17 protein-coding genes and 1 tRNA gene are annotated in these 16,902 nt (G+C 67.3%); 6 read left to right on the top strand and 12 right to left on the bottom strand.

From position 1 onward, the window contains the following. Window positions 1-17: 17 nt before the first annotated feature. From ACXYMR_RS13250 to ACXYMR_RS13240, 3 genes are read right to left on the bottom strand one after another with little or no spacing between them, the layout of a single operon-like run. The gene (locus ACXYMR_RS13250) at window positions 18-833 is read right to left on the bottom strand and encodes an SDR family oxidoreductase (protein WP_458943372.1); all 816 of its coding nucleotides are present in this window, start codon (window positions 831-833) and stop codon (window positions 18-20) included. Window positions 834-840: 7 nt separating this feature from the next. Beyond that, window positions 841-1,980 carry an acyl-CoA dehydrogenase family protein gene (locus tag ACXYMR_RS13245; protein ID WP_458943371.1) on the bottom strand — a complete coding sequence of 380 codons (1,140 nt, stop codon included), beginning with the start codon at window positions 1,978-1,980 and terminating at the stop codon, window positions 841-843. Window positions 1,981-2,007: 27 nt separating this feature from the next. Then, on the bottom strand, window positions 2,008-3,177 hold the full coding sequence (locus ACXYMR_RS13240; RefSeq protein WP_458943370.1) for an acyl-CoA dehydrogenase family protein: 1,170 nt from the start codon (window positions 3,175-3,177) through the stop codon (window positions 2,008-2,010). Between the two features lie 458 nt (window positions 3,178-3,635). Here ACXYMR_RS13240 and ACXYMR_RS13235 point away from each other — a divergent pair, with 458 nt between their 5' ends. Continuing rightward, window positions 3,636-3,848, top strand: a complete 213-nt coding sequence (locus ACXYMR_RS13235; RefSeq protein ID WP_458943369.1) for a cold-shock protein — start codon at window positions 3,636-3,638, stop codon at window positions 3,846-3,848. 291 nt (window positions 3,849-4,139) lie between these two features. On the opposite strand, the gene ACXYMR_RS13230 is transcribed toward ACXYMR_RS13235, so the two are convergent. Further along, window positions 4,140-5,051, bottom strand: coding sequence for an acyl-CoA desaturase (locus tag ACXYMR_RS13230; RefSeq protein ID WP_458943368.1), 912 nt, complete (start codon window positions 5,049-5,051; stop codon window positions 4,140-4,142). A 275-nt stretch (window positions 5,052-5,326) separates the two neighbouring features. On the opposite strand from ACXYMR_RS13230, the gene ACXYMR_RS13225 reads away from it, so the two are divergent. Beyond that, window positions 5,327-5,524, top strand: coding sequence for a hypothetical protein (locus ACXYMR_RS13225; protein ID WP_458943366.1), 198 nt, complete (start codon window positions 5,327-5,329; stop codon window positions 5,522-5,524). Window positions 5,525-5,533: 9 nt separating this feature from the next. Here the strand turns inward: ACXYMR_RS13225 and ccmI are convergent, their stop codons facing one another. The 6 genes from ccmI to ACXYMR_RS13195 form a co-directional block, all read right to left on the bottom strand. After that, on the bottom strand, window positions 5,534-6,379 hold the full coding sequence (gene ccmI, locus ACXYMR_RS13220; protein ID WP_458943363.1) for a c-type cytochrome biogenesis protein CcmI: 846 nt from the start codon (window positions 6,377-6,379) through the stop codon (window positions 5,534-5,536). Then, window positions 6,376-6,849, bottom strand: a complete 474-nt coding sequence (locus ACXYMR_RS13215; RefSeq protein ID WP_458943361.1) for a cytochrome c-type biogenesis protein — start codon at window positions 6,847-6,849, stop codon at window positions 6,376-6,378. Before ACXYMR_RS13215 ends, ccmI begins: the two co-directional genes overlap by 4 nt. Next, the gene (locus ACXYMR_RS13210) at window positions 6,846-7,376 is read right to left on the bottom strand and encodes a DsbE family thiol:disulfide interchange protein (RefSeq protein WP_458943359.1); all 531 of its coding nucleotides are present in this window, start codon (window positions 7,374-7,376) and stop codon (window positions 6,846-6,848) included. The genes ACXYMR_RS13215 and ACXYMR_RS13210 overlap by 4 nt, the downstream gene beginning before the upstream one ends. Next, the gene (locus ACXYMR_RS13205; RefSeq protein WP_458943358.1) at window positions 7,373-9,367 is read right to left on the bottom strand and encodes a heme lyase CcmF/NrfE family subunit; all 1,995 of its coding nucleotides are present in this window, start codon (window positions 9,365-9,367) and stop codon (window positions 7,373-7,375) included. Before ACXYMR_RS13205 ends, ACXYMR_RS13210 begins: the two co-directional genes overlap by 4 nt. Before the next feature lie 380 nt (window positions 9,368-9,747). After that, a complete protein-coding gene (locus ACXYMR_RS13200; protein WP_458943357.1) occupies window positions 9,748-10,374 on the bottom strand; it encodes a peptidylprolyl isomerase in 627 nt (208 codons plus the stop codon). Further along, window positions 10,371-11,840 (bottom strand): sodium/proline symporter, encoded by a 1,470-nt coding sequence (locus ACXYMR_RS13195; RefSeq protein WP_458943356.1) that lies wholly within the window; start codon window positions 11,838-11,840, stop codon window positions 10,371-10,373. Before ACXYMR_RS13195 ends, ACXYMR_RS13200 begins: the two co-directional genes overlap by 4 nt. A 117-nt stretch (window positions 11,841-11,957) precedes the next feature. Here ACXYMR_RS13195 and ACXYMR_RS13190 point away from each other — a divergent pair, with 117 nt between their 5' ends. Further along, window positions 11,958-12,767 (top strand): enoyl-CoA hydratase/isomerase family protein, encoded by an 810-nt coding sequence (locus tag ACXYMR_RS13190; RefSeq protein WP_458943355.1) that lies wholly within the window; start codon window positions 11,958-11,960, stop codon window positions 12,765-12,767. After that, on the top strand, window positions 12,764-13,984 hold the full coding sequence (locus ACXYMR_RS13185; RefSeq protein ID WP_458943354.1) for an acyl-CoA dehydrogenase: 1,221 nt from the start codon (window positions 12,764-12,766) through the stop codon (window positions 13,982-13,984). The genes ACXYMR_RS13190 and ACXYMR_RS13185 overlap by 4 nt, the downstream gene beginning before the upstream one ends. Window positions 13,985-14,255: 271 nt before the next feature. On the opposite strand, the gene ACXYMR_RS13180 is transcribed toward ACXYMR_RS13185, so the two are convergent. Beyond that, window positions 14,256-15,023 carry a hypothetical protein gene (locus tag ACXYMR_RS13180; protein ID WP_458943353.1) on the bottom strand — a complete coding sequence of 256 codons (768 nt, stop codon included), beginning with the start codon at window positions 15,021-15,023 and terminating at the stop codon, window positions 14,256-14,258. 142 nt (window positions 15,024-15,165) lie between these two features. Between ACXYMR_RS13180 and ACXYMR_RS13175 the strand changes: the two genes are divergently transcribed. Together ACXYMR_RS13175 and ACXYMR_RS13170 are read left to right on the top strand one after the other, a co-directional pair. After that, window positions 15,166-15,256: transfer RNA gene (locus ACXYMR_RS13175), tRNA-Ser, on the top strand. 96 nt (window positions 15,257-15,352) lie between these two features. Further along, window positions 15,353-16,348, top strand: a complete 996-nt coding sequence (locus tag ACXYMR_RS13170; protein ID WP_458943352.1) for a calcium/sodium antiporter — start codon at window positions 15,353-15,355, stop codon at window positions 16,346-16,348. 6 nt (window positions 16,349-16,354) lie between these two features. Here ACXYMR_RS13170 and ACXYMR_RS13165 read toward each other — a convergent pair whose 3' ends face one another. Then, on the bottom strand, window positions 16,355-16,798 hold the full coding sequence (locus ACXYMR_RS13165) for a YybH family protein (protein ID WP_458943351.1): 444 nt from the start codon (window positions 16,796-16,798) through the stop codon (window positions 16,355-16,357). Window positions 16,799-16,902 lie beyond the last annotated feature (104 nt).

Genomic DNA, 16,902 nt, shown 5'->3' with positions numbered 1-16,902 from the left:
GCCGGGCGCCGTCCGTGTCAGACCGGCCGCCCGCGAGCCGCGACCATGCCGCGGCGAAACTTTCGCATGCCACCCAGCCAGCGATCACGCTGCGAGGCGCGCGCCAGCTCGTACTGCCCCACATTCGGATGCGGCAGGGCCAGGAAATGCTTGTCCTCGATGGCCTTGAGTGTCGCCGCCGCGACATCGGCCGGCTCGACGATGCCGTCGGCGCCGGCTATGCCGCCATCCTCCGAGCCGCCCAGCATGTCGGTGCGTACCGCCTGGGGGCACACGCACACCACCTGCAGTCCTTCGTCACCATGCGCGATGGCGAGGCTTTCCGCAAAGGAGACCGCCGCGTGCTTGGTCGCGGTGTAGGAGGCAGCCCCGATCTGGGCCAGCAGGCCGGCCGCCGAGGCAACGATAACGAACACCCCGCCGCCGCGCCGCTTCATGCCCGGCCAAACCTGGCGCGCCGAGCGCACGGCGCCCATCACATTGACCTCGAAACTGTCCTGCCAGGCCTGGTCATCGGCCCCCGCCGCATCCCAGCTCGGCTCGTCGGTGCGCAGGATGCCGGCATTGGACACGAAGACGTCTACCGGGCCCAGCTTGGCCTCGACGGCTGCAAGGAAGGCCTCGATCTCGCTCTCGCGCGTCACATCGACCCGGGCGCCATAACCACCCAGCTTTTCCGCCGCCGCCTCGGCGCCGTCCAGATCGGCCAGCGCCACCTTGGCTCCCCGGGCCGCAAAGGCCTCGCCCATGGCCAGGCCGATGCCGCGCGCGCCACCGGTAATGGCCACCACCTTGCCCGAATAATCCATCTGGTCCGCCCGTGCCTCGCTCATCCCGGCCTCAATACTGCCGCAGGCGGGCGAAGGCGTCAGCCTGATAATTGGCATCACCGTACATCGCTTCGGCGACCCGGATGCGTTTCATGTACAAACCGACATCGTATTCGTCGGTCATGCCGATGCCGCCATGCATCTGCAGGGTCTCCTGCGCCGCCAGCTGGCCGACCTGTCCGGCCTTGGCCTTGGCCGCGGCCACCATCATCGCTGCATGCTCCGGTGCCGCGTCGAGCGTCTGCAACGCCTTGAGCACCGCCGACTTGAGCAATTCGATCTCCGAGTAGAGATGCGCGGCGCGATGCTGGAGTGCCTGGTAGGTACCGATGATGCGCCCGAACTGGGTGCGTTCCTTGAGATAGGCCACGGTGGTCTCGAAGCATTGCTGCGAGGCGCCGGAGATCTCCGCCGCCAGCCCGGCCCGTCCGGCATCAAGCACGACGCCCAGCGCCCCGAACCCCTGGTCGACCTCGCCCAGGACCGCATCGGCATCGAGCTCCACGCCGCCGAACCGGACGCGCGCAAATCCGCGGCTGTCGACGCTGTCAATGCGCTCCACATCCACGCCCTTGGCCTCGCGCGGCACCAGGAAGAGCGTGACGCCCTCAACCTCGTCGATTCCGCCTCCGGTACGCGCCGAGACGATCAGCACGTCGGCTGAACTGCCTTCGGCCACGAAGCCCTTGGCCCCGGACAGCCTGAACCCGTTGCCGGCCCGCTCCGCCCGGGTCTCGACATGCGCCGGCGCGTGCTTGCGTCCCTCGTCAACGGCCAGCGCGGTGATCGCCTCGCCGGCCGCGATGCGCGGCAGCCAGGCCTGCTTTTGCGCCTCGGATCCCGACCGGGTCAGCGCCGTGGCGCCCAGAATCGCCGTCGACAGGAAGGGCGACGCGGTCAGATTGCGCCCCATTTCCTCGGCGATCACGCCGGCGGCGACATGGCCCATCGCCACCCCGCCGTGCTCTTCCGGCACCAGCACCCCGGCCCAGCCCATCTCGGCCATCTCGGCCCAGCTCTTGCGGTCGAACCCGGTCTCGTCCGCGCTGTCGCGCAAGGCGCGCAATTGCGACACCGGCGCGTTCTTGCCCAGCCACCCCTTGGCGGCGTCCTTCAGCATCACGGCATCTTCGTCGAGCAGCATGGCCATGTCTGTGTCTCCCCTTCCCCGCCGGACCTAGTCCGACGGCAGTTCCAGAATGCGCTTGGCAATGATGTTGAGCTGCACTTCCGACGTGCCGCCCTCGATGGAATTGCCCTTCGAGCGCAGCCAGTGACGCGCCGCGTCGTCCTCGCCGCCCCATTCCAGCCCGTCATGGCCCGCCGAATCCATCATCAGCTCGAGACGCCGCTTGTTGAGTTCGGTGCCGTAGTATTTCAGCATCGAGGAATTGGCGCCGACACCCTGGCCGGCCTTGGCCTCGTCGGCCACGCGCTCCAGGGTCGCCATGAAGGCGAGCCCGTCGATCTCGGCGCGCGCCACATCGGTCCGCAGCATCGGATCGGCCAGCTTTCCGTGCTCGTCCCGGCCCAGCATCTGCAGCGCCACATCGCCCATCGGCCGCATGGCGCCGGAGCCCATGCCGCCGATCATCTCGCGCTCGTGCGTCAGCAGGTATTTGGCGACCGACCAGCCCTTGTTCTTCTCGCCCACCAGATTGCGCTTCTCGCACCGCGCCTGGTCGAAGAAGGTCTCGCAGAACGGCGACCTGCCGGAGATCAGCTTGATTGGCTTGGTCGACACGCCATCCTGGTCCATGTCGACGAGGACAAAGGAAATCCCCTCATGCTTGGGCGCCTCGAAATCGGTGCGCACAAGCACGAAAATCCAGTCAGACTGGTCAGCATAGGAGGTCCACACCTTCTGCCCGGTGATCTCGTAATGATCACCCTTGTCCTCGCAGCGCGTCATCAGCGAGGCCAGGTCGGAACCCGCATTAGGCTCCGAATAGCCCTGGGCCCAGCGGATCTCGCCGCGCGCGATCGGCGGCAAATGCTCCAGCTTCTGTTCGTGCGTGCCATACTTCAGCAGCGCCGGCCCGAGCATCCAGATACCGAAGGATTGCAGCGGCGCGCGCGCCTTGATGCGCTTCATCTCGTCCTTGAGAATTTTAGCTTCCGGTTTGGAAAGCCCGGCGCCACCATATTCGCGCGGCCACTCCGGCACCGTCCAGCCTTTCGCCGCCATCCGGTCGAGCCATAGCTTCTGGGAGGGATGCTTGTACTCGAAGCGTTTGCCACCCCACACAATGTCACTTTCGCCGGACATCGGCACCCGCATCTCGGCCGGGCAATTCGCCTCCAGCCAGTCACGGACCTCAGCGCGAAACGCCTCCAGATCAGCCATGCTCTCCCCTTTATCGAACATTGGGTATGACGATAAGGTGACGCTAACGCCGATCTGCGGGCGGGTCCATGGGGGCAGAGGGAGATTGCAGCAAAAAGACGGGACGGCGGCTCACACAGCGCTGGCACGCTCAAAGCGCCGGGACAAGGCAGACCGCCGCCAATCGCAGGACCGGTAAGGAAACTTGGGATGCGCAGTGCCGGCGCCTCTCCCTTTATCTCTTGCCGGCACGCCGTCCCCACGCGGACTTTTATGCCTGCAGTCGGATTTTCCGCACTCTGCCCTTTTTTTGCCGCAAGAATCCTGTACAAGCACCTCATCGATGTTGATAGACGAATTCTTCTGGCGCGGGTCTCTCGCGTTCCTGACTTTATTCCCTTCCAAAATCGACACACAGGGCTCTCAGGCACTCGGTCTGGACGCCCTACAACTCCGTGACCGATTGAAAGGAAATCGTCATGACCACAGGCACCGTTAAATTCTTCAACACCACCAAAGGCTTCGGCTTCATCCAACCGGAAGATGGCAGCACCGACGTGTTCGTGCACATCTCTGCCCTCGAGCGTTCGGGCATCCGCGGTCTCGACGATGGCCAGAAGGTCACCTTCGACATCGTCCAGGACAAGCGTTCGGGCAAGAACGCCGCTGACAACGTCCAGCTGGCCGATTAAGCGCCAGCATCCCGAAGGCTGCCAGTCAGCCGAACGGATCGACGATCGGAAAGGCCGGGCATCTGCCCGGCCTTTTCTTTTTGGCCCGATCGGCGCGGTCCGCCGCCCCATCACCGGGTCGCGATGCAGGGACCTGCTCCACGCTCCCCGTATGCCCGAGCCCCCCGGAGAATGACGGCGGGGATCCTGGAAAATGACGACGGGATCAACGGACGACCCGGACAGCGCGCCAAACGAAAAAAGGCCCCGATCGTCCGACCGGGGCCTCCTCACGATCTGGCGCAAGCCGCCTCAGTCGGCGAATTGCGGCGCGATCTGCAGATCCTTGGCCAGGCCCAGCTTGCGCATGACCAGGAGCGCGGTGCCGTTGTAATCGACGATGCGGTTCCAGATCCCCTTGCGCGGCAGGTGCAGCGCGGAACGCGGGAAATCGTGGTGATGGTCGTGCAGGGCTTCGCCACCGGTCAGCAGGGCCAGCACATAGTCGAACCATTTCGGCGTCTTCATGTGGCCAAACACATTCACGCCGAGCGTCGTTGCGTGGAACTGGATGGCCCGGCCGATGACCACGCTGGCGTGCAGCAGCGCCGTCAGGATCAGCGATCCACCGCTCAGGGCCACGATCAGATAGATCACCGCCGGTACGATCAGGTGCATGACCAGGGACAGCGAGTAATGGAACTGGTCGGCAAAGCGCACGACCGGATTGTCCTTCAGCCACATCGGCATCGGGCGCTTGAGGTCATTTTCGTCGCGCCACAGGATCCAACCGATCCAGGCCCAGAACTTGGACTCGAACGGATTGTGCGGATCGCCCGGCTGGTCGGCAAAGCGATGGTGCTGGGAGTGGTAGTTCACCCAGTCACGCAGGGAGCCCTGCATGGCCAGGATGCAATTGAACGCGATCAGGATCTGGGCCGGCCACTTGATCTCGCCGGCGCGGTGCTGCCAGACCCGGTGCAACGGGCCGATGCCCATATTGCACAGGAAAATCGACAGCGCCGTGGCGCCCAGGCAGAGCGGCGCATACCACCAGTGCAGGGTCAGCCCGCCCAGGGCCAGGCCGAGCACGAGCATCACGGTCAGCAGGGTCACGCCGAGCGCCGGATAGATGATCGCCGAAAAGGCGCTGCCCCAGTTCAGATTGCTCCACGATTTCAGGATCGCTTCCGAGCGCGCGACGAGACGGGGATTCAGGGTCATGAAGGGTACTTCCAATGAATGCAATTCGTGTGTGAACCGACCGGGAATCGCTTCCGGAGGCCAGCGTCGGCAGTGTACCCAATGTACGGAGCCGCGCAATTGCCACCAGTCATAACTCAATACGCTGGCCCGTTGTTCCCGGAAATTGTTCGATAGACTGCCCTGTTTCGGCCATTTTTATCGTTTGTCGCGATAGACCCTGGCCGGCCATTACGCTTTGGTAAGGATACCAAACCTTCGATTCACGGCTGGGGGGCCGAAACATGAGAAGCGGAATGTTCCTGATCGTCGGTGCCGTGGCGCTGGCCTCGCTGGCCGTCGCCTGTCCCAAGGGACTGCGCCAGGATCTCGCCGAGCGGGCCGACCTGCCCGAAGCGGCCTATGTCTCGGCGGAACGCCAGATCGACACCTTCGTAGCCTGGGCGCGCGACCCGGACCAGCGCAAGCAGTTCAATCGCGAGACCGAGCGCTAGTCGCCGGACCTACGGCGTCGCCAGCGTTGCCTCGGCCGCGGCGATACGCGCCTCGATCATCGGCCGGTAGCCGGCGTTCTGCGGCGTCGTCGCCAGCAGCTCCTGCCAGGCCGCGATTGCCGCTTCCGCCTGCCCCGCCTGGAACACGAACTCCGCGGCAAAGAAGCGCGCCCGGACATTGTCCGGATCGATCTCCAGCGCCGTCACCACCGCCTCGCGCGCCTCCGGTGTCACCGTGCCGCCGGCGGCCAGGAAACGCGCCTCGGCGAGACCGGCCCAGGCGCTGGCATTGCCGGTCGCACCCGTTGGCGCGCGCTCGACAGCATTCTGCAGCGCCACAACCGCCTCCTCATGCCGGCCAAGGGCGTTGTAGGCCTCGCCCAGCACCTGCCAGCCCTGCGGATCATCCGGCTCGGCGATCAGGGTTTCCGCCAGCGCATCGATCTCCGCCATCACCTCGGCCATGCCGGGGGGCATCGTCTCGGGATGTCCCGGCCGCGCCCCGACCAGTTCCGGTCGGCCGATCTCGATATAGATCGCTACTGCAGCAAAGGCCGCCAGCGCGCTGGTCGCGATAAGGCCCACGCGCAGCCGCTCGGAACGCTGACCGGCCCCCGTCCCCGGCGCCATTCCCTGGCCTTCGGCCTGCGCCCTGCGGCGCTCGATCTCGCGTTCCGCGGTGCGCGCCTCCTCGGCGCTCAGCAATCCCAGTTCGCGGTCGCGCTGCAATTCGTCCGCCTGGCTGTCGAACGCGCCCATGCCGTCCGCCAGCTCGACATCACGCCGGCGCAGGACCGGCCACACCAGGAGCAGTGTCACCACACTGGCCATCCCGGCGATCAGCAGCCAGATCATCGCCGCCCCTCCTCATCATCGAGCGCCGCGGCCCGGGCCGCATCGGCCTCGTCCTCGAACGCCGCCCGTCCCTGCTGGCGCACGAACACGACCAGCACCACGGCGCCCAGAAGCAACAGCACCAGCGGCGCCAGCCAGAGGCCCAGCGTATTGGCCTGCAGCGGCGGCATCATCAGCACGTAATCGCCATAACGTGACTGCATGTAGGCGCGGATCTCCGCATCGCTCTCGCCCAGCAGCAGGCGTTCGCGCACCACCACGCGCATGTCTTCTGCCAGCGGCGCGTTGGATTCATCGACGCTCTGGCTCTGGCACACCACGCAGCGCAGCTCGCGGTACAGACCGCGCGCGCGGGCCTCTAGCACCGGATCCTCCAGCCGTTCGTCGGGGCCCGGCGAGGCTGCCAGCCCCGGCCCGGACAGAGACCCGCTCATCAGGACGGCCAGCACGATGAAGAATAACCGCATCATGGCCGCAATGCCTCGATCATCGGACGCAGGGTGTTGTTCCAGTCGGCCTCGGTGATAATGCCGACATGACGGTAGCGAACCCGCCCTTCGGCATCGATGACAAAGGTCTCCGGCGCCCCGGTCAGGCCCAGGTCGATGGCCACCCGCCCGGCCGCATCATCCCCCACGGCGACATAGGGATTGCCATGCCGCTCGAGCCACGCCGCGCCGGCGCCCGGCGGGTCCTTCCAGTCGATGCCGTAGATGTCCACCACGCCCGAGGCCGCGATCCGCATCAGCATCGGGTGCTCGATGACACAGGGCGGGCACCAGGATCCGAACACGTTGAGCAGGGCCACATCACCGGCCAGTTCGGCACTCGACAGGCCGCGCTCATGCCCCTCGATCGGCGGCAGGTCGAACGCAGGCAGCGGCTGGTCGATCAACTGGCTGGGAATGTCAGACGGGTCCTCGCGCAGTCCGAGGCCGAAATACACCGCCATCACCGCGAAAAGCGCCAGCGGCACGAACAGGATGAAGCGCATCATTCCGCCGCGCCCCCGGCTGCCGCCTCGCTCGCCACGGCTGCCCTGCGCGGCGTGGCGAGACGCCGGCGGCCCCGGTCGGCCATCGACAGCACGCCGCCCAGCGCGATTATCGCCGAACCGATCCACAGCCACATGGCGAATGGATAGACGTAGACAAACACCGGCCAACCGCGATCCACGACCGGCTCGCCGATGGTCACGTAGAGATCACCGGTCGGCCGGGCCCGGATCGCCGATTCCGTGGTACTCATGCCGCGCACATTATAGAAGCGCCGTTCGGCCACCATCTCGCCGAGCTGGCGCTGGCCGCGCGTGACGTCGAAACGCCCTTCCTCGGCCCGGAAATTGGGTCCCTCGAGCCGGCGCACATCGCTGAGCTGGACATCATAGCCGCCCAGCGTGACCGACTGGCCCGGCATCAGGAAGGCGCTGGTCTCCTGTTTCCACGCGCTCACGCCGGTGATCGCGAAGACCAGCACAGCGAGACCCAGATGCGCCACCACCATGCCCCAGATGCCCAGCGGCAGCCGCTTGGCCCGGGCCCATACCGCTGCCCCGTCGATCTCGCCCAGCTTGATGCGACCCGCGAGGTCGACCAGCACACCGGCGGCGATCCACACCGCCAGCGCCGCGCCCAGCGCACCGGCCACGATCGTCCGGTCGGCCAGCCAGGCCGCGATCAGTCCGGCGGCCAGTGCCGCCATCGCGGCCGGCGCCAGCTTGCGCGCCAGCGGACCCAGCTTGCCGCGCTTCCAGGCCAGCATGCCGGACACCGGAACCAGCACCAGCAGCGCCCCCATCATCGGGTTGAAGGTGGCATTGTAGAACGGCGCGCCGACAGTGATGGTCTCGTCCGACACGGTGGTTATGAAAAGCGGATAGAAAGTGCCGAAGAACACCAGGCCGCAGGCCGAGACCAGCACCAGATTGTTCACCAGCAGCGTGCTCTCCCGGCTCACTGCCGCGAATACGCCGGTCGGCCGCAAATGCCCGGCCCGAAACGCGAACAGGGCCAGCGAGCCGCCGATGACGGCCAGCATGATGGCCAGGATGAAGACGCCGCGCGTCGGATCGACGGCAAATGCGTGCACCGAGGTGATGACCCCCGAGCGGACCAGGAAGGTGCCCACCAGCGACAGTGAGAAGGTCAGCAGTGCCAGCAGGATGGTCCACGCCTTCAAGGTGTCGCGCTTCTCCATCACCCGCAGCGAGTGGATGAAGGCCGTGCCGGCCAGCCACGGCATCAGCGAGGCGTTCTCGACCGGGTCCCAGGCCCACCAGCCGCCCCAGCCGAGCTCGTAATAGGCCCAGCTCGCACCCAGCGCGATACCGATGGTGAGGAAGGTCCAGGCGGCCAGTGCCCAGGGCCGCACGATGCGGGCCCAGCGCGCGTCGACACGCCCCTGGATCAGCGCCGCCACGGCAAAGGAGAAGGTGATCGAGAAGCCGACATAGCCGGCGTAGAGCATGGGCGGATGCGAGGCCAGGCCCGGGTCCTGCAGCAGCGGGTTGAGGTCCGCGCCATTGAGCGGCGCCGGCCACAGCCGCTCGAACGGATTGGAGGTGAACACCAGGAAGGCCACGAAGGCCGCCGTTACCGCCGACTGCACCGCGAAGGTCAGCGAGATGAGCCGCGCCTCGACCGGCTTGGCCGAAAACGCCAGCGCCGCCGTATAGCCGGTCAGGATCAGGGCCCACAGCAGCATCGAGCCCTCGTGATTGCCCCACACCCCGGTCAGCTTGTAGAGGAAGGGCTTGTCGGTATGCGAGTTGTCCGCCACCACGAGCAGCGAGAAGTCCGACACCGCGAAGCCCCAGGTCAGGGCCGCGAAGGACACCAGCACCAGGCAAAACTGCACCACCGCCCCGGCCCGCGCCCAGCCGTGGATCACCCCGTCCCCGGTGCGCAGGCCGACCCCGGTCGCCCCCGCCTGCACCAGTGCCACCATCAATGTCAGGATCAGGGCAAACTGCCCGAGCTCAGCAATCATGCTGCGGACATCTTATGCGCAGGGCCAAAGGTCAAGGTGCGCGGGTGTCGCAGGCGGCAATCGCGTCGCAATCTGGTAGACCAAAGCGGACGCACCGCGCCCGCTCCTGCCCATTCATCTCTTGCCGAGCGCAATGTTTCCAATCCTAAACACCGTCATCCCACGGTCCCGGCGCCAGCCGGGATCCGGGGGACCTCACCCAACAGGTCCGCCGCAATAATTTCGCTCCTCCCGCCAACCTGATAGCCGAGGTCCCCCGGATGCCGCTGCGCGGCCCCGTGGGATGACGAAAGACAGAGGGCGCCGAACCCCTTCTCCCCGACCGGGGAGAAAGTCCCGAAAGGTGATGAGGGGCGCCCGCGAAGCGGCCAGAAACACCCTCACTCCGCCCGCCGCACCGCAAACCGCACCGGCTCGGCCAGCATCTGCCCGCCGGTATACCCGTCACCGCTCTCCACCGGCATCGCATGAATGGCCCGAAGCACCGCCATCCCCGAGACCACCCGTCCGAACACGGCGAAGCCCTCGCCGTCCGGGTTGCGCGTGCCACCGGCATCAAGCCCCGGATTGTCCGTCAGGTTGACGAAGAAATAGGCCGGACTGCCCGTGCCCAGCTCGCCGCGCGCCAGCGCCAGCGTGCCGGCAACATTCGCCAGCCCGGTCTGCTCCGTCGATTCATGGCCGATCCCGTCGACCTCGTCCGGGACCGGCAGGACGCCCCCCTGCAGCACTGTGATCAGCGGCGTGCCATGATCATTGGCCGGCGACACCGCCCGGTAGAACCCGGCGCTGTCCGCCCGGTAGGCGCCGCGATCCACCCAGTCGAGAAAGGCACCGCCCGTGACCGGCGCCGCGGCGAGATTGATCTCCGCCCGGACCACGCCCGCTTCGGTCTCCAACACCACCTCGACAACGCCCGGCTCCGCCTCGTTCGCCCCGGTACACCCGCCCAGCACCAGGCCGACGACCAGCAAGCCCCCCGTCAGGACCCGAGCAAACCCGTTCATTTCACCCTTCCCCACCACAGGATGACCAGCGCCGGCACCCAGGGAAGCACCCGCTCGAACGGATCCCCGGGCAGCTGGGCCAGGCCAATCAGCGGCTCCAGCATGCCGCCCGTCCCCAAATCCAGCGCGCCCAGCGCGCTGAACACCACCGTCAGCCCAAACCCCGTCACCATGGCCCCACCCGTCGCCCGAGCCGAACTCTCCACGCCCATCACCCGCATCAGCACGATCGGCCCGAAGGCCGCGCCCAGCGCCGCCCAGGCGAACAGCACCCGGGCAAAGATCGTCGACGGCAGGGCCAGCGTCATCCACACCGCCACCGCGGCAATGGCCAGCATGACCAGCCGCGACACCAGGACTTCCCGCCCCGGCCAGCGCCGCGCCAGCCGGAGATCGTGCGCCACCGCGGCGGACGCTGCGAGCAGGATGGAATCCGCCGTCGACATCACCGCCGACAGCACCGCGGCGATCACCAGCCCGGCCAGGACCGGCGGCAGCAGATCCCCGGCCAGCACGTAGAACAGGTCCTCCCCGCCCACCTGGCCGCCGACCAGGGCCCGCCCGGCCAGCGCCAGGATGGCCATCCCGGTAAACACGGCAACTGCCCAGGCGATGGCGATGGCAAAGCCGGTGCGCCGCGCCGCCTCGTCCTTGACCGCCATCAGGCGAGACAGCAGCTGCGGCTGTCCCAGAGCACCCAGCCCGACACCCCATACGCCGAGCACGAAGCCGGCAAACACAAAGCCCGCCTGCCCGCCGGTCCAGTCCAGATAGCCCGCCGGCGCGCTCGCCTGCAGCGCCGCCATCACGCCGCCCGGCCCGCCAGCCGCGACCAGCGTCACCAGCGGCAGGGCCAGGGCCACCACCAGCATAAGAGCGCCCTGCAGCATGTCGGTCACGCTGACCGCCCAGAACCCGCCCAGCAGCGCATAGGCCAGCACCACGCCGGCGCCGATCAGCACCGCCTCGGTCTGGCCGAGACCGAACTGGGTCTCGAAGGCCGCCGCCGCGGCGCCAAACTGGGCCGCGATGTAGAACACGAAGCAGAACACGATCATCAGTGCCGCCAGCCCGGCGATCACCGCCTTGGCCCGGGGTGTCTGCCGGGCAGTCAGGAAATCACTCGGCGTGACGTGTCCTTCCGCCTGCGTCTCGCGCCGCAACTGGCGTCCGAACAACACCCAGACCGCCACATAGCCGGCCCAAATCCCCGGTACCATCCACAGCGCCGACAGCCCGTTGACATAGACGAAGCCGGAGAACCCCAGCAGCACCCAGGCCGACGAGGTCGAGGCGGCATAGGACAGGCCGGCCACCCAGGCCCCCAGCCCCTGCCCGGCGATGAAGAAGTCGCTCTCGGTACGCGTGCGCCGCGACGCCCACAGCCCCACCGCCACCAGGACCAGCTTGTAGACCACCAGCGTGGCCAGCACGATCACCGTGTCGCCCGTTGCGTTTGCCGTCATGGTGCGCTCCCCCGTCCGGCGGCCGGCACCGCGACCAATTGCAGCGCCCCGCTTTATTCCCCGTGCCACAGGTCTAAGCTGGTTTTTCGTGTTTCTCCAATAGTCGCCGGGCCGGTGATGTCCTCTCAATCCCTGCTGATCCGCCGCGACGGCGACCGCGCCGAGCTGGTGCTCAACCGGCCGCAGCGCCGCAATGCGCTCACCGAGGCCATGTGGCGCGACCTGCCGGCACTCCTGGCCGAGCTGGCCTCGTCCTGCCGCGTCCTCGTCGTGCGTGGTGAAGGCGACCATTTCGCCGCTGGCGCCGACATTTCCGAGTTCGCCGAGATCTACGCCACGCCGGCACGCGGCGCCGCCTATTCCGGCCTCATCAGCGACGCCCTGGACGCCCTCGCCGGCTTCCCCCATCCGACCATCGCCGCCGTGCGCGGGGCCTGCGTCGGTGGCGGCTGCGGCATCGCCCTGGCCTGCGACCTGCGCTTCGCCGACCACTCGGCCCGCCTCGCCATCACCCCGGCCAAGATGGGCCTGGTCTACCCGTTCAACGACACCAAGCGCCTGGTCGACACGGTCGGCGCGCCCATGGCCCGCGACATGCTGTTCTCCGCCCGCACCGTCGAAGCCGAGGAAGCCCTCGCCCGCGGTCTGGTCGACCGGCTCGCCGCGCCTGACGCGCTGGACGCCGAGATCGACGCTTATGTCGCCGGCCTGCTTGACCTGTCGCCGCAATCGGCCGAACTGACAAAAGCCATGATCGCCGCCGTGCTTGCCGGGCAGGATCGCGATAATGAAGACACCAGAAGACGCTTTGCCGGCGCCTTCACCAGTGCCGATTTCAAGGAGGGCTACCAGGCCTTCCTCGACAAGCGCACACCGGATTTCACCCGCACCGCGCGGGGCCAGACGAGGACGAAGACCGAATCATGAGTGACAAACCCGCCCTGAAAGCCAAGGACGCCCCGGACCTCTCCTCCTTCGACTGGGCCGATCCCTTCCGCCTCGACGACCAGCTCACCGAGGAAGAGCGCCTGGTCCGCGACAGCGCCCGCGCCTATGCCCAGGACAAGCTGCAGCCCCGCGTCATCGAGGCCTATCGCGAGGAGAAGACCGATCCGGCCATCTTCCGCGAAATGGGCGAGAACGGCCTGCTCGGCTGCACCCTGCCCGAAGAATACGGCGGTGCCGGCCTGGGCTATGTCGCCTATGGCCTGGTGGCCCGCGAGATCGAGCGCATCGACAGCGGCTACCGGTCGATGATGTCGGTCCAGTCCTCCCTCGTCATGTACCCGATCTATGCCTACGGCTCGGAAGAGCAGCGCCGCAAATACCTGCCCAAGCTGGCCAGCGGCGAATATATCGGCTGTTTCGGCCTGACCGAGCCGGACGCCGGCTCCGACCCGGCCGGCATGAAGACGCGCGCCGTCAAGACCGAAGGCGGCTACAGGCTGACCGGCTCCAAGACCTGGATCTCCAACTCGCCCTTCGCCGACGTCTTCGTCGTCTGGGCCAAGTCGGAAGCGCATGACGGCAAGATCCGCGGCTTTATCCTGGACAAGGGCATGGAGGGCCTCAGCGCCCCCAAGATCGGCGGCAAGCTGTCGCTGCGCGCCTCGATCACCGGCGAGATCGTCATGGACAATGTCGAGGTCGGCGAGGACGCCCTGCTGCCGCACGTGTCCGGCCTCAAGGGCCCGTTCGGCTGCCTCAACCGGGCCCGCTACGGCATTTCCTGGGGCGTCATGGGCGCCGCCGAGTTCTGCTGGCACGCCGCCCGCCAGTACGGCCTCGACCGCAAGCAGTTCAACAAGCCGCTGGCCCAGACCCAGCTCTACCAGAAGAAGCTCGCCGACATGCAGACCGAGATCACGCTGGGCCTGCAGGGCTCCCTGCGCGTCGGCCGCCTGATGGACGAGGCCGCCGCCGCCCCGGAAATGATTTCGCTGATGAAGCGCAATAATTGCGGCAAGGCCCTCGACATCGCCCGCCAGTCCCGCGACATGCACGGCGGCAACGGCATTTCCGAGGAATTCCAGGTCATCCGCCACATGGTCAACCTGGAAACCGTCAACACTTACGAAGGCGCCCACGACGTCCACGCCCTCATCCTGGGACGGGCGCAGACGGGATTGCAGGCGTTTTTCTAGGGGGCGACCTCGAGGAAATCACCCCTTCTCCCCAACCGGGGAGAAGGTCCCGAAGGGGGATGAGGGGCGCCCGCGAAGCGGGCCACAAGGACTCTCGCCCGCCCCTGCAGCGCACCGCGCCCGCACCACCCCACCGCTTTCCCCGCCTTCATGGCGGGGCCTCGAATCCCGTCCGCACCCGCAATGGGAAACTCCTCGCCCGCGATAAAAGTTTGAAGGCCCCGCCATGAAGGCGGGGAAAACATTGAGGTTGAGACAGGAACTTAGCCCCCTACTCCCCGCCCGCCGCCGGCCCATACGGACACCTTGCCGGCTCCGTCCGCGGTGCGATCACCTCCAGCACCACCAGCCGCTCCAGCACCTGCTGCACCGCCCCCGTCAGGATGAAGTCCGCATTGCGCGTCCCGCGGTGCAGGTTGGACCAGTTGATCAGCGTGTTGCGCACATCCGGATCCGCCCGCATCGCCGCCAGGTCGATCTGCGACACGGTATAGAAGCCGACCTCCGGCGTCTCCACCCGGCTGACAAAGCGGTCATAGCGCGGCAGCGTCGTCGCATACTGGCCCCATTGCGCCAGCGTCGTCACATTGACGCTGGACAGGCTCTGCGCCGCCAGGATCAGGCCACGCAGCGTCTTGTCACTGATCGTCGCCACCAGGTCGCCGCCGACCAGGGCGCTGGTATTGCCCTCCAGCGGAAAGCCGGCCGAGACGAACTGCGCCAGGTCGAGCGCCGCCCGCGCCTGCCGGGCCTCGGCCGCGTCGAGCTCCGCCCCGTCAATGGCCGCGATCACCAGGTCCAGACCGGCAATGATCTGCGCGGTCTGGTCGGTCCGGCACACCAGCAGGCCTTCATAGATGCCGTAATCCGTGGCGATGCCGGCCAGATAGTCCTGCTCGGCATGGCGGCGCTGGCTTTCGGCATACATGCCGTTGAGCTGGAAGCCGGCGGCCACACCGAACACCACGATCAGGAAGTCCAGCCCGACCGCGAACCAGTTCTGGTCCGACACGTGCTTCATCAACCGACGCAGAATCATTTGGCGCCCTCCCCCACACCGGTGATAGCGGCTCGCGCGCGGCCGCGCAGCCCTCCTCTTCCGGACGCCCACCTGCAACCCGACCGCCACCAGCCGCAACTCGCACTTGATGCCGCCCGCCGCCCGCTCTAAACCCGGCGGTGGAGAGGTGGCCGAGTGGTCGAAGGCGCTCCCCTGCTAAGGGAGTGTGCGTCAAAAGCGCACCGTGGGTTCGAATCCCATCCTCTCCGCCACTACCCTTCTGAAATTCCGTGACAATACCCCATGCGATGTGGATGCTGGCAGGCCCCATGCCCGGCCGCAGGCGCGCTGGCGGATAGGATTGCATCATGCTTGACACATGGCTGCCGCTGGCCGGCGGACTGCTTCTCCTGATCGTGGGCGGCGACCTCCTGGTGCGCGGCGGCGTGCAGGTGGCCGGCCGGCTCGGCGTGTCGCCGCTGGTCATCGGCCTGACCCTGGTCGGCTTCGGCACCTCGGCCCCGGAACTCGTGACCTCGGTGCAGGCGGCCCTGATCGGCGCCCCGGGCATCGCCTTCGGCAATATCGTCGGCTCCAACATCGCCAATGTGCTGCTCATTGTCGGCGGCTCGGCCCTGTTGTGCCCGATCCTGGTCACCGCCCCGGCCCTGCGCCGCGACGGCCTGGTGATGATCGCCGTCAGCCTCGTCTTTGCCGCCCTCGCGGCGCTGCTGCCGATGGGCCGACTGATCGGCGCCGGCTTCGTGGTGCTGCTGGTGGCCTATGTCTATCTGGCCTTCCGCCAGGAACGCCGCCCGGCCGACAGCCCCCCCGGTGCCCTGCTCGACAAGAGTCTCGCCCTGCAGGCCGCCGACCCGGCCACCGTGCCGGCCACAGACGACGCCAAAGCGCCGCGCGGCCCGATCGTCGCGCCACTCCTGCTGACGCTTCTCGGCCTCGCCCTGATCGTCGCCGGCGGCACCCTGCTGGTGAACGGCGCCGTGGCGCTGGCCCGGTCCTTCGGCATTTCGCAGACCGTGATCGGCCTGACCATCGTCGCCGTCGGCACCTCCTTGCCGGAACTGGTCACGTCAGTGATGGCGGCGCTGCGGCGGCAGGGCGACATGGCCTTCGGCAATATCGTCGGCTCGAACATCTACAACATTCTCGGCATTGGCGGCGTCACCGCCCTGATCGCCCCGAGCCCGGTGCCGGCCGAAATCGTGCGCTTCGACAATCTGGTCATGATCGGCGCCGCCCTGCTGCTCGTGGCCTTCGCCTGGACGCGGCTGTCCATCGCCCGCTGGGAGGGCGCGATATTGCTGGCCGGCTATGTCGGTTATGTCTGGGTCACCTGGCCATGAGGCTGGCTATTCCGGACCGCCCATGACGGCCTGGTTGGTTTCCGGATCCATCGGCATGGAATAATGCTCGTGCACGATGCGCCAGCCCTCGCCACCCGCTCGTCGCAGGCAGACGCTCGCCCGCATCCAGCCCACCTGCAGCGCTCCGTCCGCGCCCTCGCAGCCGCACCGGGCCAGGTAATGAACCAGCGCCAGGTCGCCCGCGCTGTCCGTGCGCAAATCGTGCGGCTCGAAGATCATCTCGCCATGCACCATCGAGAAACAGCGCCGCCAGTGCGCCGCATAGGCCTCCAGCCCGTCATACTGCTGCTCGCCGATGGCATCGAAGGCCCGCACATCGGGCGCATAGCAGGCAAGGACGGCGTCCAGGTCACCGCGGCGGGTCGCCGCCATCCAGTCGTCCAGCAATTCGCCGACGGTATCGTAACGAGGTTTTTCCAGAACCGGCACGGCATCCTCCCGCGTTTTCGATGGGGCCAGTCTAGCACAGCCCGGCGCGGGACAGGACAGCATTCACGCTGCCCCGGTAGCGGGGCAGGGGGGGGGGAAGGGAG

Source organism: Maricaulis sp. CAU 1757 (assembly GCF_054482675.1).
The sequence above is the reverse complement of the archived record's forward strand: the minus strand, read 5'-3'. Positions and strand labels throughout refer to the sequence as shown.

Bases quoted from the DNA above. Each gene is read 5' to 3' on its own strand.
- ACXYMR_RS13250 (WP_458943372.1), bottom strand. From the start codon at position 833: ATGAGCGAGGCACGGGCGGACCAGATGGATTATTCGGGCAAGGTGGTG.
- ACXYMR_RS13245 (WP_458943371.1), bottom strand. From the start codon at position 1,980: ATGGCCATGCTGCTCGACGAAGATGCCGTGATGCTGAAGGACGCCGCC.
- ACXYMR_RS13240 (WP_458943370.1), bottom strand. From the start codon at position 3,177: ATGGCTGATCTGGAGGCGTTTCGCGCTGAGGTCCGTGACTGGCTGGAG.
- ACXYMR_RS13235 (WP_458943369.1), top strand. From the start codon at position 3,636: ATGACCACAGGCACCGTTAAATTCTTCAACACCACCAAAGGCTTCGGC.
- ACXYMR_RS13230 (WP_458943368.1), bottom strand. From the start codon at position 5,051: ATGACCCTGAATCCCCGTCTCGTCGCGCGCTCGGAAGCGATCCTGAAA.
- ACXYMR_RS13225 (WP_458943366.1), top strand. From the start codon at position 5,327: ATGTTCCTGATCGTCGGTGCCGTGGCGCTGGCCTCGCTGGCCGTCGCC.
- ccmI (WP_458943363.1), bottom strand. From the start codon at position 6,379: ATGATCTGGCTGCTGATCGCCGGGATGGCCAGTGTGGTGACACTGCTC.
- ACXYMR_RS13215 (WP_458943361.1), bottom strand. From the start codon at position 6,849: ATGATGCGGTTATTCTTCATCGTGCTGGCCGTCCTGATGAGCGGGTCT.
- ACXYMR_RS13210 (WP_458943359.1), bottom strand. From the start codon at position 7,376: ATGATGCGCTTCATCCTGTTCGTGCCGCTGGCGCTTTTCGCGGTGATG.
- ACXYMR_RS13205 (WP_458943358.1), bottom strand. From the start codon at position 9,367: ATGATTGCTGAGCTCGGGCAGTTTGCCCTGATCCTGACATTGATGGTG.
- ACXYMR_RS13200 (WP_458943357.1), bottom strand. From the start codon at position 10,374: ATGAACGGGTTTGCTCGGGTCCTGACGGGGGGCTTGCTGGTCGTCGGC.
- ACXYMR_RS13195 (WP_458943356.1), bottom strand. From the start codon at position 11,840: ATGACGGCAAACGCAACGGGCGACACGGTGATCGTGCTGGCCACGCTG.
- ACXYMR_RS13190 (WP_458943355.1), top strand. From the start codon at position 11,958: ATGTCCTCTCAATCCCTGCTGATCCGCCGCGACGGCGACCGCGCCGAG.
- ACXYMR_RS13185 (WP_458943354.1), top strand. From the start codon at position 12,764: ATGAGTGACAAACCCGCCCTGAAAGCCAAGGACGCCCCGGACCTCTCC.
- ACXYMR_RS13180 (WP_458943353.1), bottom strand. From the start codon at position 15,023: ATGATTCTGCGTCGGTTGATGAAGCACGTGTCGGACCAGAACTGGTTC.
- ACXYMR_RS13170 (WP_458943352.1), top strand. From the start codon at position 15,353: ATGCTTGACACATGGCTGCCGCTGGCCGGCGGACTGCTTCTCCTGATC.